12 protein-coding genes are annotated in these 14,226 nt (G+C 64.8%); 2 read left to right on the top strand and 10 right to left on the bottom strand.

Translation table 11 applies throughout. The annotated features are described in order from the left end of the window. Positions 1-86: 86 nt before the first annotated feature. The 9 genes from chvE to ACVMIH_RS01215 form a co-directional block, all read right to left on the bottom strand. A complete protein-coding gene (gene chvE, locus ACVMIH_RS01255) occupies positions 87-1,160 on the bottom strand; it encodes a multiple monosaccharide ABC transporter substrate-binding protein (protein WP_057015877.1) in 1,074 nt (357 codons plus the stop codon). Between the two features lie 615 nt (positions 1,161-1,775). After that, positions 1,776-2,492, bottom strand: a complete 717-nt coding sequence (locus tag ACVMIH_RS01250; protein WP_456835234.1) for an HAD family hydrolase — start codon at positions 2,490-2,492, stop codon at positions 1,776-1,778. Beyond that, positions 2,489-3,430, bottom strand: a complete 942-nt coding sequence (cbbX, locus tag ACVMIH_RS01245; RefSeq protein WP_057015875.1) for a CbbX protein — start codon at positions 3,428-3,430, stop codon at positions 2,489-2,491. Before cbbX ends, ACVMIH_RS01250 begins: the two co-directional genes overlap by 4 nt. 109 nt (positions 3,431-3,539) lie before the next feature. Further along, entirely contained in the window at positions 3,540-3,965 is a 426-nt protein-coding gene (locus ACVMIH_RS01240; RefSeq protein WP_076833455.1) for a ribulose bisphosphate carboxylase small subunit, read from the bottom strand. Positions 3,966-3,977: 12 nt separating this feature from the next. After that, positions 3,978-5,435, bottom strand: a complete 1,458-nt coding sequence (locus ACVMIH_RS01235) for a form I ribulose bisphosphate carboxylase large subunit (protein ID WP_456866355.1) — start codon at positions 5,433-5,435, stop codon at positions 3,978-3,980. A gap of 36 nt (positions 5,436-5,471) precedes the next feature. Further along, a complete protein-coding gene (fba, locus tag ACVMIH_RS01230; RefSeq protein WP_076833454.1) occupies positions 5,472-6,554 on the bottom strand; it encodes a class II fructose-bisphosphate aldolase in 1,083 nt (360 codons plus the stop codon). Between the two features lie 15 nt (positions 6,555-6,569). Beyond that, positions 6,570-8,591, bottom strand: coding sequence for a transketolase (gene tkt / locus ACVMIH_RS01225; RefSeq protein ID WP_456860449.1), 2,022 nt, complete (start codon positions 8,589-8,591; stop codon positions 6,570-6,572). Further along, positions 8,588-9,463 (bottom strand): phosphoribulokinase, encoded by an 876-nt coding sequence (locus ACVMIH_RS01220; RefSeq protein WP_229192041.1) that lies wholly within the window; start codon positions 9,461-9,463, stop codon positions 8,588-8,590. The genes tkt and ACVMIH_RS01220 overlap by 4 nt, the downstream gene beginning before the upstream one ends. Before the next feature lie 10 nt (positions 9,464-9,473). Then, a complete protein-coding gene (locus tag ACVMIH_RS01215; protein ID WP_410469753.1) occupies positions 9,474-10,505 on the bottom strand; it encodes a class 1 fructose-bisphosphatase in 1,032 nt (343 codons plus the stop codon). Positions 10,506-10,660: 155 nt separating this feature from the next. Between ACVMIH_RS01215 and ACVMIH_RS01210 the strand changes: the two genes are divergently transcribed. Both ACVMIH_RS01210 and ACVMIH_RS01205 read left to right on the top strand, forming a co-directional pair. Further along, positions 10,661-11,587 (top strand): LysR family transcriptional regulator, encoded by a 927-nt coding sequence (locus ACVMIH_RS01210; RefSeq protein WP_028331483.1) that lies wholly within the window; start codon positions 10,661-10,663, stop codon positions 11,585-11,587. Positions 11,588-11,684: 97 nt separating this feature from the next. After that, a complete protein-coding gene (locus ACVMIH_RS01205; RefSeq protein WP_338132258.1) occupies positions 11,685-13,442 on the top strand; it encodes an ATP-binding protein in 1,758 nt (585 codons plus the stop codon). Between the two features lie 13 nt (positions 13,443-13,455). On the opposite strand, the gene ACVMIH_RS01200 is transcribed toward ACVMIH_RS01205, so the two are convergent. Continuing rightward, on the bottom strand, positions 13,456-14,160 hold the full coding sequence (locus ACVMIH_RS01200) for a TetR/AcrR family transcriptional regulator (protein WP_456860447.1): 705 nt from the start codon (positions 14,158-14,160) through the stop codon (positions 13,456-13,458). Positions 14,161-14,226: the final 66 nt, after the last annotated feature.

Below are 14,226 nucleotides of genomic sequence, written 5' to 3'. Positions count from 1 at the left end.
TCCGATTAAATCGGAACGGGGCTCCAGATTCTAGTTTTGACGCGTTTTCCTCACGCGAACCGGTACCCGCTTCGCTCGAAAACGCTCTAGTCGAATTGCGAGCGCTTGTAATAGCCGCTGTCAATCAGGACTTTCTCCCAATTGGTCTTATCCACCACGACCGGCTTGAGGAGATAGGACGGAACCACCTTGACCCCGTTGTTGTAGGTCTTGGTGTCGTTGACGCTGACCTCCTTCTTGCTCAGCACAGCGTCGACCATGTCGGCGGTGACCTTGGCGAGGTCGCGGGTGTCCTTGAAGATGGTCGAATATTGCTCGCCGCGCAGCATCGCCTTGATCGAGGGGACTTCGGCATCCTGCCCGCTGATATACGGCATCGGCTGGTCCTTGCTGCCGTAGCCGACGCTCTTCAGCGAGGAGATGATGCCGATCGACAGGCCGTCATAGGGCGACAGCACCGCGTCGACGCGCTTCTTGCCGTAGAACGCGCTGAGCAGGTTGTCCATCCGCGCCTGCGCGGTCGCACCGTCCCAGCGCAGCGTCGCAACCTTGTTCATGCCCGTCTGGCCGCTGCCGACCACGAGCTTGCCGCTGTCGATATAGGGCTTCAACACCGACATCGCGCCGTCGTAGAAGAAGTACGCGTTGTTGTCGTCGGGCGAGCCGCCGAACAGCTCGATGTTGAAGGGCCCCTTGCCCTCCTTGAGCCCGAGCGCGTTCTCGATCGACTGGGCCTGCAGCACACCGACCTGGAAATTGTCGAAGGTCGCGTAATAGTCGACGTTGGGGGTGCCGCGGATCAGGCGGTCATAGGCGATCACCGTGATGCCCTGGGCCTTGGCCTGCTTCAGGACATCGGACAAGGTGGTGCCGTCGATGGCCGCGATGACCAGCACCTTGGCGCCCTTGGTCACCATGTTCTCGACCTGGGAGAGCTGGTTCGGAATGTCGTCTTCGGCATATTGCAGATCGGTGCCGTAGCCGCGCTCCTTCAGCACCTTGACCATGTTGTTGCCGTCGTCGATCCAGCGCGCCGAGGACTTGGTCGGCATCGCGATGCCGATGGTCGGCTTGCTCTGGGCCATGGCGTCGCGATCCGACACCGTCGCGGCAAGGCCGGCCAGCGCAAGCGCGAACAAGGTGGTCTTCAATTTGAACATGCTTCACTCCCTTGCTTTTTTGAGTTGGGATTCCAGTTGCCGTGGACAGCGTCAATCGACGGCGATCGCTCGTGGGCCGGCCTCAGATTCTACGGCGATGTCGGATCGGCGCCGGGACCGTCACGAACCGAAATTGCGGAATGTCGATCGACCCCGTCAACAGCGCCAATGCTCGCTACGCATGGTCGGTCATGTCGATCCCGCAATGCCGGGTTCAGCCGCGAGCCATGTCGTTGGACGAACGAGGCGCAGGAATGACGTGGAGGATCATGAGGCGCCGGTCTCCCGGAATCGTTGGCGAGCGCCAGCGTCCGACAGGACGTCTGGCGGTGCGCTGCCGTTTTCTGCACCCTTTGGTTGATGTTGCCGCTGCAATGTGGACGCAAGCGCCGACTGGCCATTTATTTAATTATCCGAAGAAATTTATCGGAGACGCGGAGGGTCGCAGGGGTACTGTCCGGAATCGCCGGCAAGTCCCACCGCCTCCCAGGTGGTGCAGCACCGCTTCTGGTAACCTTTGGCCGGATTGTGCCTTCACCCTGCTATGGATGCAAGCGCCATTTATTTCATCATCTGAATAAATTGGCCTGAGCTGCCGGCCGGCGGCAGCGATCTTCAGGCGTCGATGTCAGAGAGATCGTCAACAACCAGCAATGCCTCGGTGAAATCGTCGTCGCTGAAATAGGTGCTGCGGGTGATGACCACGGGGATGCCGGCGCGCGCCGCGGCGGCGAGGCCGTTGCCGGAATCCTCGATTGCGACGCAATCTGCCGGCCCGAGCCCGAGCCGGGTCAGGACCTCGGTGTAGACGTCAGGCGCCGGCTTCTTCCGCGGCACGTCGTCGCCGGCAACGATCGCCTCGAACTGATCGGCCCAGTCCAGCCCGAGCGAAACCGAAAGCAGCGCATCGATATTGCCGTGCGAGGTGGTCGTTGCGATCGCCAGGCGCTGGCCGCGGCTGCGCGCGCCGGCGAGCCAGGCCCTGACACCCGGCCGCAATGGGCAGCCGCCCGAGGCAATCAGCGCGGCGTAGCGCGCGGTCTTGATCCTGTGCAGGTCGGCGATCTCGGCGAATGTCAGCATTGGGACCGCGTTGCGCTGGTCGAAGGCGCGGATGCGCTCCTTGCCTCCGGCCACCCGAAGCAGCCGCGCATAAGTGACCTGGTCCCAGAACCAATCGAGGCCGGCTTCGGCAAAGGCTTCATTGAAGGCGCGGCGGTGCACCTCCTCGGTTTCGGCGAGCGTGCCGTCGACATCGAAGATCAGGGCGCGGGCGCTCACGATGATGTCGCGCATCCCGGCGGACCGGATCACGGCGAGCGCCTCGTTCATCGTCCCTCGCCCGGCGCACCGGCGCCTTTGACGAACACCCGGCTGGCGAGCACGTCGCCGGCCTCGATCGACATCACGTCGTCGGCGGTGAGCGTGCGGTCGAGCTTCGCCACGATCCGGTTGGCCTGGCGCAGCCGGATGCGATCGAGCGCATTGCGGATCGAGCGTGCATTGGAGAACAGCGGCTGTTCTTTGCGCACGGCGATGTAACGGATGAAGGCCTCGCGGGCTTCCGGAGAGAACCGATAATTCTGCTGCTGCAACATCAGCTCGGCGATCCAGAGCAACTCGCCGTCCGAATAGTCCGGGAAATCGATATGATGCGCGATGCGGGAGCGGAAGCCTGGATTGCTCTGGAAGAATTTCTCCATGCGGTCGCCATAGCCGGCCAGGATCACCACCAGATCCTCGCGCTGCTGCTCCATCACCTGCAGCAGGATCTCGATCGCCTCCTGCCCGTAGTCGCGCTCATTTTCCGGGCGATAGAGGTAATAGGCCTCGTCGATGAACAGCACGCCGCCCATCGCCTTCTTCAATATCTCTTTCGTCTTCGGCGCGGTGTGGCCGATATATTGGCCGACGAGGTCGTCGCGCGTGACGCTGATGACGTGGCCGCGGCGCACGAAGCCGAGCTTGTGCAGGATGCCGGCCATCCGCAGCGCGACCGTGGTCTTGCCGGTGCCGGGGTTGCCGGTGAACGACATGTGCAGGGTCGGAAACGTCGTCGCCAGCGCCATCTTCTGCCTGATGCGTTCGACCAGCAGCAGCGAGGCGATCTCGCGGATGCGGGTCTTCACCGGCTTCAGGCCGATCAATTCGGAATCGAGCTGGTCGAGCACGTCGCCGATGCCGAGGTCGGCGAATTCATGGCGAAGGTCGATGGTCTCGAGCGGGGTCTCGCGGATTTGTTCGCTGATCTGTTCTTGCGCTTGCGTCATTGTCCTCTCGCCTGGAAAAGCTCCGTCGCCGCGGCGGCGACGACGGAGAAGTGCATCCGGACCAGGACGGTCGAGGGAGCAACCCGCCTGGTTTGCAAGCCGGACGCGGTCAATGATCGGTGTAGCGTTCGCCTTCGGGGCGGCCCGCTGCATAGGAATGGGTCGCATAACGCAGATTGCGTCCGGCCGCCTCCTGGCGGTCGAGCCGGAAGCCTGGCTCCTCCTGCGGCCGGTTGACGATGAAGGAGATGCGAACCGACTCCCAGCCCGGGCTGGAATCAAAGCCGGAGATCCGGATATAGCGGTCGCCATAGACCCGTCGGCAGTCGGCGAGCTCCTTCATGATGCCCGCCGCATCGCGCAGGTCGAACATCGGCAGGCCCCACATGTCCCAATAGGTGTTGCGGGGATGCGGATCGTCGGTGAACTCGATGTTCACCGCCCAACCCTTGTCGAGGCAGTATTGCACCTGCGCAGCGATCTGCTCGTCGGTGAGATCGGGCAGGAACGAAAAGCAGCCTTGGGTAACGCGCATGAGAACCTCCTCTCAGACCGCCATGCTCGGCGTGGGAACGAAATCGGGGGCGTCGGTCGACTCGTAGTTGAAGGTGACGTCCTTCCAGACGTCGAGCGCCTCCCGCAGCGGCGTGCAGGTCTGCGCCGCCCTGGCCAGGATCTCCGGCCCCTCGTGGACGTAGTCGCGCCCCTCGTTGCGGGCGAGGATCATGGCTTCCAGCGCGACGCGGTTCGCGGTGGCGCCGGCCTGGATGCCGCGGGGATGGCCGATGGTGCCGCCGCCGAACTGCAGCACGACGTCCTCGCCGAGCAGATCGAGCAGCTGGTGCATCTGGCCGGCATGAATGCCGCCGGAGGCCACCGGCATGAGTTTGTTGAGGCTCGCCCAGTTCTGGTCGAAGAACACGCCGTGCTCCAGGTGCAACGGATTGAAGTCCTCGCGGCAGATGTCGTAATAGCCGCGGGTAGTGTTCGGATCGCCCTCGAGCTTGCCGACCACCGTGCCGGCATGGATGTGATCGACGCCGGCGAGCCGCATCCATTTCGCGATCACGCGGAACGAGACGCCGTGGCTGCGCTGCCGCGTGTAGGTCGAGTGGCCGGCGCGATGCAGATGCAGGATCATGTTGTTCCTGCGCGCCCACTTCGCCATCGACTGGATCGCGGTGTAGCCGATCACAAGGTCGATCATGACGATGTTGGAGCCGAGCTCATGGGCAAACTCCGCGCGCTCGTACATGTCCTCCATGGTCGCCGCGGTGACGTTGAGATAGGTCCCCTTGATCTCGCCGGTCGCGGCCTGCGCGCGGTTGACCGCCTCCATGCAGTAGAGGAAGCGCTCGCGCCAGTGCATGAAGGGCTGCGAGTTGATGTTCTCGTCGTCCTTGGTGAAATCGAGCCCGCCTTTCAAGGCTTCATAAACAACGCGGCCGTAGTTGCGGCCGGACAGGCCGAGCTTCGGCTTCACGGTGGCGCCGAGCAACGGACGGCCGAACTTGTCGAGCCGCTCGCGCTCCACCACGATGCCGGTCGCGGGGCCCTGGAATGTCTTCACGTAGGCGGTCGGCAGCCTCATGTCCTCGAGCCGCAGCGCCTTCAGCGGTTTGAAGCCGAACACATTGCCGATGATCGAGGCGGTCAGGTTCGAGATCGAGCCCGGCTCGAACAGGTCGAGGTCATAGGCGATATAGGCGAAGTAGCTGCCCGGCGAATTCGGCACCGGATCGACGCGGTAGCACTTCGCCCGGTATTTCTCCGCGGCCGTCAGCCGGTCGGTCCACACCACGGTCCAGGTCGCGGTCGAGGATTCGCCCGCCACCGCCGCGCAGGCTTCGGTCGGATCGACGCCATCCTGCGGCGTGACGCGGAACAAGGCGATGACGTCGGTGTCCTTGGGCTCGTAGTTCGGCTCCCAATAGCCCATCCGCTTGTATTCCATCACGCCGGACTTGTAGCGATCCTTGCCGCGCACTGTGATCGACTGCTGCATGTTCATCGAAATCTCCTGTGGTTCGTCGCCATTTGCTCAGGCGGCCTGGGTCATCTTTCCAATTTGCGGATCGAGCGCGCCGGCGCGATAGCGGCGGGCCATCTCCGGCAGTGCAACCACCTTGATCCGGGCGGCATTGCCGGCCGTGCCGAACTGCTCGAAGCGATCACGGCAGAGTTCGCGCAGCGCATCCATCGCAGGCTTCAGGAATTTGCGCGGATCGAACTCGCTCTTCGATTGGACGGCGACCTTGCGGAAGGCCGCCGCCATCGCCAGGCGGCAATCGGTGTCGATATTGACCTTGCGCACCCCGTGCTTGATGCCGCGGACGATCTCCTCGACCGGGACGCCCCAGGTCTGCGGCATCTCGCCGCCGAACTGGTTGAACATGTCCTGCAGCGGCTGCGGCACCGAGGACGAGCCGTGCATCACCAGATGCGTGTTCGGCAGCCGCGTGTGGATCTCTTCGACCACGCGCATCGCCAGGATCTCGCCGTCGGGCCGCCGCGTGAACTTGTAGGCGCCGTGCGAGGTGCCCATCGCGATCGCGAGCGCATCGACCTTGGTGGCGCGGACGAAATCGACCGCCTGGTCCGGATCGGTGAGCAGCTGATCATGACTCAGCTTGCCCTCGACGCCATGGCCGTCCTCCTGCTCGCCGCCGCCATGCTCGAGCGAGCCGAGCACGCCGAGCTCGCCTTCGACCGACGCGCCGACCCAGTGCGCCATGTCGACGACCCGGCGGGTGATATCGACATTGTAGTCATAGTCGGCTGCGGTCTTGGCGTCGGCCTTGAGCGAGCCGTCCATCATGACGGAAGTGAAGCCGTAGCGGATCGCGGTCGCGCAGGTCGCCTCTTCGTTGCCGTGATCGAGGTGCAGGCAGAGCGGAATCTGCGGATGCATCTCCTCGAGCGCGTCGATCATCTTCGCCAGCATGATGTCGTTGGCATAGGAGCGCGCGCCGCGCGAGGCCTGGATGATGACAGGTGCATCGCAGGAAGCCGCCGCCTCCATGATGGCGAGTCCCTGCTCCATATTGTTGATGTTGAAGGCCGGAACGCCGTAGCCGCGTTCGGCGGCGTGGTCCAGCAACTGCCTCAGGGTTATCCGCGCCATGGTGGCGTCCTCCTTTCAATTCGCTCGTTGAATGAGCTGTTTTGCTGCAGCAGCGATTGCCGCGGGCGTGATGCCGAATTCGCGGTAGAGCACGTCGGCCGGCGCGGAAGCGCCGAAGCCGGCCATGCCGACGAACGCACCGTTGTCGCCGAGCCAGCGGGCCCAGTCGCCCTCGACCGCAGCCTCCACGCCGACGCGCGGGGCGCTGCCCAGCACCTGGGCGCGATAGTCGCTCGGCTGCTGGCGGAACAGGTCGAAGCACGGGCCCGAGACGACCGCGGCCTGTACCCCGTCTTCCGCCAGCAGCTTTGCGGCTTCGAGCGCAATCGCCACCTCCGAACCCGTTGCAATCAGGGTGACGTCACGCGCGAAGGCCGGCTCGACGAGAACGTAGGCGCCGAGCGCGACCTGGTTGTCCTTGCTGCCGTCGCGAACCGTCGGCAGCGCCTGCCGCGACAGGCAGAGGATCGACGGCGAGGTCTCTGCCTTCAGCGCGCAGTCCCACGCTTCCGCGGTCTCGACCGCATCGGCCGGACGGAACACCAGGACGTTTGGGATCGCGCGCAGCGCCGCCAGATGCTCGACCGGCTGATGCGTCGGCCCGTCCTCGCCGAGCCCGATAGAGTCATGGGTCATCACATGGACAACGCGGATCCCCATCAGCGCAGCAAGGCGGATCGCCGGCCGGCTGTAATCGGCAAAGCTGAGGAAGGTGCCGCCATAGGGAATGAACCCGCCGTGCAGGGCGATGCCGTTCATCGCCGCGGCCATGCCGTGTTCGCGAATGCCGTAGTGGATGTAGCTGCCGTCGAGCGTTTCCGGCCGCACCGAAACCTGCGACTTCGCCAGCGTCAGATTGGAGTGCGTGAGGTCAGCCGAGCCGCCCAGCAAATTGGGCAACGCATCCGCGATCACGTCGATGACCTGCTGCGAAGCCTGTCGCGTGGCGAGCTTCGGCCGCTCGGTCGCGAACCGCTCCAGCAGCTTTGCCATCGCCTCGGCATAGGCGCAGGGCAATTTCCGGTTCAGCGCATCGTGGAACGGAGACCGCTCGGCCCTGTCGCCCTTGCAGGCGTTGCGCGAACGCTCGATCCAGGCCCGCCGCGCGTCGCGGCCCCGGCCGCCGAGCTCGCGCCACTCCGCCAGCACCGCATCGGGGATTTCGAATGCCGGATACGGCCAGCGCAGCGCGGCACGGGTCTTCGCCACCTCATCGGCACCGAGCGGCGCGCCATGCACCTTTTCGCTGCCCTGCCGGTTCGGCGCACCGAACCCGATCACCGTCCGGCAGGCGATCAACGACGGACGATCGCTCGATCGCGCCTGCCTGATCGCCGCGGTAATCGCCTGCGGATCGTGGCCGTCGATGCGGTTGACGTTCCAGCCGCTGGCCTTGAACCGCGCTGCCTGGTCGTCCGAACAGGACAGCGACGTGACGCCGTCGATCGAGATATGATTGTCGTCGAACAGCACGATCAAGCGGTTCAGCCGCAAATGGCCGGCCAGCGAGATCGCCTCATGGCTGATGCCTTCCATCAGGCAGCCATCGCCGGCGATCACATAGGTGTAGTGGTCGACGAGGTCGTCGCCGAAGCGGGCGTTCATCAGCCGCTCGGCAAGCGCCATGCCGACCGCGGTCGCAACCCCCTGCCCGAGCGGCCCGGTCGTGGTCTCGACACCCGGGGTGTGGCCGTACTCGGGATGGCCCGGGGTCTTCGATCCCCACTGCCGGAACGCCTTGAGCTGGTCGAGCGTCATGCTCTTGTAGCCTGTGAGGTAAAGCAGCGCGTAGAGCAGCATCGAGCCGTGCCCCGCCGACAGCACGAAGCGGTCGCGGTCGGGCCAGGCCGGATCGGCCGGGTCGAACTTCAGGAACTCCGTGAACAGCACGGTCGCGACGTCGGCCATGCCCATCGGCATGCCGGGATGACCGGATTTCGCCTGCTCGACCGCGTCGACGGCGAGGAAGCGGATGGCGTTCGCCATCTCGTCGTGGCTGATTTCGGGGCGGCTGGCAACGGACGCAAGTGCGGTCATATCGTTCGCCTCTTTCGTTCGATCAGTTGCAGGATCAGCGGGGTCAGGATGAGCTGCATCGCGAGGTCGAGCTTGGCGCCGTGCACCACGATCGAATTGGCGCGCGACATGAAGCTGTTCGGGATCATCGAGAGCAGATAGGGGAAGTCGATGCCGCGCGGGTTCTTCAAGCGGATCACGACCATCGATTCATCCGGCGTCGGGATCCAGCGCGCGATGAAAGGGTTCGACGTATCGACGGTCGGCACGCGCTGGAAGTTGATGTCGGTCTCGGTGAATTGCGGACAGATGTAGTTCACGTAGTCCGGCATGCGGCGCAGGATGGTGTCGGTCACTGCCTCGGTGGAGTAGCCGCGATGGCTGCGGTCGCGATGCAGCTTCTGGATCCATTCGAGGTTGATGACCGGCACGACGCCGATCTTGAGGTCGGCATGCTGCGCGACATTCACCTTGTCGGTGACCACGGCGCCGTGCAGGCCCTCGTAGAACAGGAGGTCGGAATTCTCCGGCAGCGCCTCCCAGGCGGTGAAGGTGCCGGGCTTGGCGCCGTAGAGCCGCGCCTCATCCTCGTCGTGCACATAGTGCCGCGTGGTTCCGGTGCCGGTCTCGGCATAGTCGCTGAACAGCTTCTCCAGCTCCTCGAACAAATTGGTCTCGGGGCTGAAATGGCTGAAGTGCTTGTTGCCGTGCTCGGCCCTCTCCGCCATCAGGCTGCGCATCTCGGCGCGGTCGTAGCGGTGGAAGGCGTCGCCCTCGATATAGGCGGCGACCACGTTCTCGCGGCGGAAGATGTTCTCGAACGTCTTCTTCACCGAGGTGGTGCCGGCCCCGGAGGAGCCGGTGATCGAGATGATGGGATGCCGACGTGACATGCGGTCCTCCTCAGCGGAACAGGCCGCGCCGCGCGAACAGCGGGGCATCGCTGCTTTCGAACAACGGCTCGACGGTCAGGTGGATCGCATCGACGTCGCGCACGGCGCTCGCCGATCCCATGATCAGGGGCACACGCTGATGCGGCGTGCGTGCCGACAGTTCGAGAATGCGCGACCGGCCGTTCGACGCCGCACCGCCCGCCCATTCCATGATCAATGCGATGGGATGCGCCTCGTACAGCAGACGCAACCGGCCTTCGCGGTAGCCCTGGCGCGCATCCGCCGGATACAGGAACACGCCGCCGCGCATCAGGATGCGGTAGGCTTCAGCGACCAGCGAGCCGATCCAGCGCATGTTGAAGTCCTGCCCGCGCTCGCCGTTCACTCCGGCGAGGCAATCGTCGATGTAGCTGCGCACCGGGCCGCTCCAGTGCCGCCGGTTCGAGGCATTGATGGCGAATTCCGACGCGTCCTGCGGCACGCGCAGATCGCGCGCGGTCAGGACGAACTCGCCACTTCGCGGGTCCAGCGTGAAGCAGTCGACGCACTGGTCGATCGCCAGCACCAGCACGGTCTGTGGACCGTAGATGAAACAGCCGGCGGCACATTGCGCCGTGCCGGGCTCGAAGAAGGTCGAGATGACGTCGTTTCCTTTCGGCCGGATTGAGAAGATCGTGCCGATCGAGATGTTATTTTCGAGATTGGCGGATCCATCGAGCGGATCGATCGCGACACAGAGCGGCGCGTCGGGATCGAGCGTCTCAGGCAGTTCGACCTCCTCCGACAGCACTGCGGCGACCGGCGCGGTGCGCAGCGCGTTCCGCATCAGATCGTCGGCGACGATGTCGATGGTCTTCTGGCGGTCGCCGTCGGGATTGACGCCACCGCTCTCGCCGCCGACTCCGGCGAGCGGCCCGGCGGCAATGATGCGCGAGAGCTCGATCGCCGCACGCGCAAGGGCTTCGATCACCACAACGGTCGCGGCGCGCAACGGGTTGTGCTGCGCGGGCCACTCCAGATGGGCATGCAATGCTGGACGAATCTCCACCGGCCTCTCCCTATGATCGCGCCCTCTGTCCCGAGGCTTCGAGAGGCGACCTCAGGGGAGTCGCCTTCGCCCTATCAACGCGCGAATTGCCCAATTAGGGAAATTTTATTATCTTTGGTCCGAGCAAAGTATTTCTTATGGAGCTTGTCATGGCCGGCAACTTCTCGCGGGATCTCACCATCCGCCAGCTGCGCGCACTGTCGACCCTGCACGAGGCAGGCTCGATCACGTCCGCCGCCAACCGGTTGAACCTGACGCAGCCCGCGGTGACGTTGCAGCTCCGCAACCTGCAGGCGCTCGCAGGGTTGCCGCTGATCCAACGTACCGGCGACGGCATGGCGCTGACGGATGCCGGCGCACATGTGCTGACGCTGGTCGAGCGGATCGAAGCGGCGCTGAAGGATTGCGAGCAGTCGCTCGACATGATCGCCGGCCGCAGCGGCGGCCGCGTCGCGATGGGCGCGGTCTCCACCGCGAAATACTTCGTGCCGTTCGCGATCGCGGCGTTCTCGCGCCGCTTTCCCAAGATCGAGGTCACGCTCAGGATCGGCAACCGCGAGGAGATTCGCGACGCGCTGCGCGGCTATGATCTCGACATCGCGGTGATGGGCCGGCCGCCGGCCGACGTCGAGGTCGAGATGAAGCCGCTCGGCCGGCATCCGCACTTCATCGTCGCCGCGCCCGATCATCGGCTGGCGCGGCGGCGGCACGTCGCCCCATCGGAGCTCGCCAACGAAACCTTCATCACTCGCGAGCAAGGATCGGGGACGCGGATGCTGATGCAGCAATATTTCGAGCGGGTCGGGCTGGAGCCGAAACTCGGCATGGCGATGGACAGCAACGAGACCATCAAGCAGGCTGTGATGGCCGGGCTCGGCATCGCCTTCATCTCCCAGCACACGGTGTTCCATGAGCTGGAGGACGGCCGGCTGGTGGTGCTCAAGGTGAAGGGCCTGCCGATCGTCCGGCAGTGGCACGCGATCAGGCGCGCCGACAAGATCCTGCTGCCGCCCGCGCAGGCCATGCTGGATTTCCTCGGCAAAGAGGGCTGGCGCTATCTGCCGAATTCAAACTAGCGCCCGGGCGACGTCGCAACGCCCGATCGAGCCAGAAAATCGAGGTGGCGCCGTATGTTAGGCATTGAAGTTCCGCGAAACGCATGTCACATCTTGACTGCGGTCACCCGGCGGACCGCACCCTGCGAGGGAGGTTGAACTGCAGAACCAGTCCCCGCCGACGCCCGACTTCAAGGCGTTATTCGAGGCGGCGCCCGGCCTTTATCTGGTGCTGACGCAGCCCGACTTCCGCATCGTGGCAGTGAGCGACGCTTATCTGCGCGCCACCAAGACCGAGCGCGCCGCGATCCTTGGGCGCGGGCTGTTTGAGGTGTTTCCCGACAATCCGGACGATCCGACCGCCGACGGCGTGCGGAACCTGCGCGCCTCGCTCGAGCGCGTGGTTCAGTTCCGCCGCCCCGACACCATGACGGTGCAGAAATACGATATCCGCAAGCCCGAGTCGGAGGGCGGCGGCTTCGAGGAACGCTACTGGAGCCCGCGCAATACGCCGGTGTTGGGGCCGAACGGGCAGTTCACCTACATCATCCATCGGGTCGAAGACGTCACCAGCTTCATCCAGCTGAAGCAGCGCGGTGCCGAGCAGGACCAGCTGACCGACCGGTTGCGCGAGCGCACCGAGCAGATGGAAGCGGAAATCTTCATGCGCGCCCGCGAAGTCGAGGCCGCCCGCGAACAGCTCGAAGCCGAGCAAAAGCTCCGCCAGGTGCAGAAAATGGAGGCCGTCGGGCACCTCTCCGGCGGCATCGCCCACGACTTCAACAATATCCTGACCGTCATCACCGGCCTGATCGACATCCTCGCGGAAGCCGTTGAACATGATCCGGCGCTGTCGTCTGTCGCCAAGATGATCACCGATGCGGCGTTTCGCGGTGCAGAAGTGACCAAGCACCTGCTGGCCTTCTCGCGGCTGCAGCCGCTGCAACCGCGTGAAGCGAATCTCAACACGCTGGTGCAGGACACCGCGCGGCTGCTGCGCCCCTCGCTTGGCGAGCAGATCGAGATCGATACCGCGCTCGAGCCCGATGCCTGGTCGGCCTTCATCGATCCGAACCACATGGCGACCGCGCTGCTCAATCTCGCGGTCAATGCCCGCGATGCGATGCCCGATGGCGGCAAGCTGATGCTGGAGACCAGCAACGTCATCCTCGACGAGGTTTATGCCGTCGCCAACCCCGACGTGCGGGCGGGTGAATATGTGATGGTCGCGGTCAGCGACACCGGCGGGGGCATCCCGGCGGGGATCCGCGACAAGGTGTTCGAGCCGTTCTTCACCACCAAGGACACCGGCAAGGGCACCGGCCTCGGGCTCAGCATGGTGTACGGCTTCATCAAGCAGTCCAACGGACACCTCAAGATCTATTCCGAAGAGGGCCACGGCACCTCGATCAAGCTCTATCTGCCGCGCAGCAGCGGCGACATGATCGACGTCGAGCCGCCTCCTCCGGTCGACACGCGCGGCGGCAATGAATCCATCCTGGTCGTCGAGGACGATCCGCTGGTGCGCAATTACGTCAGCGCCCAGCTCGAGCAGCTTGGCTATCGCACCATGGTCACCGCCAACGGCCCGGAAGCACTGGCTGCGGTCGACAAGGGGTTCGTCTGCGACGTGCTGTTCACCGACGTCATCATGTCCGGCGGCATGAACGGCCGGCAGGTCGCCGACGCCGTGATCGCCAAACTGCCCTCGGTGCGCGTGCTCTTCACCTCCGGCTACACCGAGGACGCGATCATCCACCACGGCCGTCTCGACCCGGATGTAACGCTGCTGCCGAAGCCTTACCGCAAATCCGATCTCGCGCGGATGATCCGGCAGGTGCTGGCCCAGCCGCCGGCGGCGGCAATGGGCAAGTGACGCAGGGCCGGCGTCACGCCTCTCCGTTCTGCTTCTTGATCTGATCGGCCGGCACGGCGCATCCGGACAAGAACAGTGCCGCGCAGGCCTTGGCGCGGGCCTCGATCTGCGCCCGCGACGGCGGCGGCCTGTGGCCGTACATCACGTCGCGTTGCGGCTGGAACACGAGCATGCCGAGCAGCATGCCCGCAGCAGCCTGCGCGTCGTCCACCGCGATCCGTCCCCTCCGCCTTTGCACGCCGAGCCACGCAGCCAGCGCGCCAAGCGTCCGCTGCATCGCCTTCTCGTAGAACATCTCGGCGATGTCGGGAAATTTGTCGCTGTCGGCCAGGATGATGCGCTGAAGCGCGATGACCTCGGCATCGAGGATCAGCTCGCCACAGGTCGAGAGTGCGGCCTCCAGTGCCGCCGCGATATCACGGCCATCGCAGGCGCCGAGATTTACGGCCGATATGAATCGGTCCATCCGGTCCGTCACCGTGCCCTCGAACAGCGCCAGCTTGGTCGGGATCAGCCGATAGAGGGTCTTGGTGGAGACGCCGGCGCGGCAGGCCACGTCGGCGATGTTGGCCGCAGCAAAGCCGCGCTCGGAGAACTCGCGCCGCGCGGCGTCATAGATCAGCGCGCGCGTCTCGTCGTCGGAACGCAGCTGCGGCCGCCCCCGGCCGCGCCGCGCCGGCGCGCCTTGCTCAGTCTGATCCTTGCCATTCCGGTTCATCCGCGAGCCATGCTTTTAAATGATGCCTGTCATTCTATTGACACTCCCAATATGGGCTCTATTTTG

This window comes from Bradyrhizobium sp. USDA 4503 (assembly GCF_054055815.1).
Note: the sequence above shows the minus strand (reverse complement) of the source record. Positions and strands in the feature narration are given on the sequence as shown.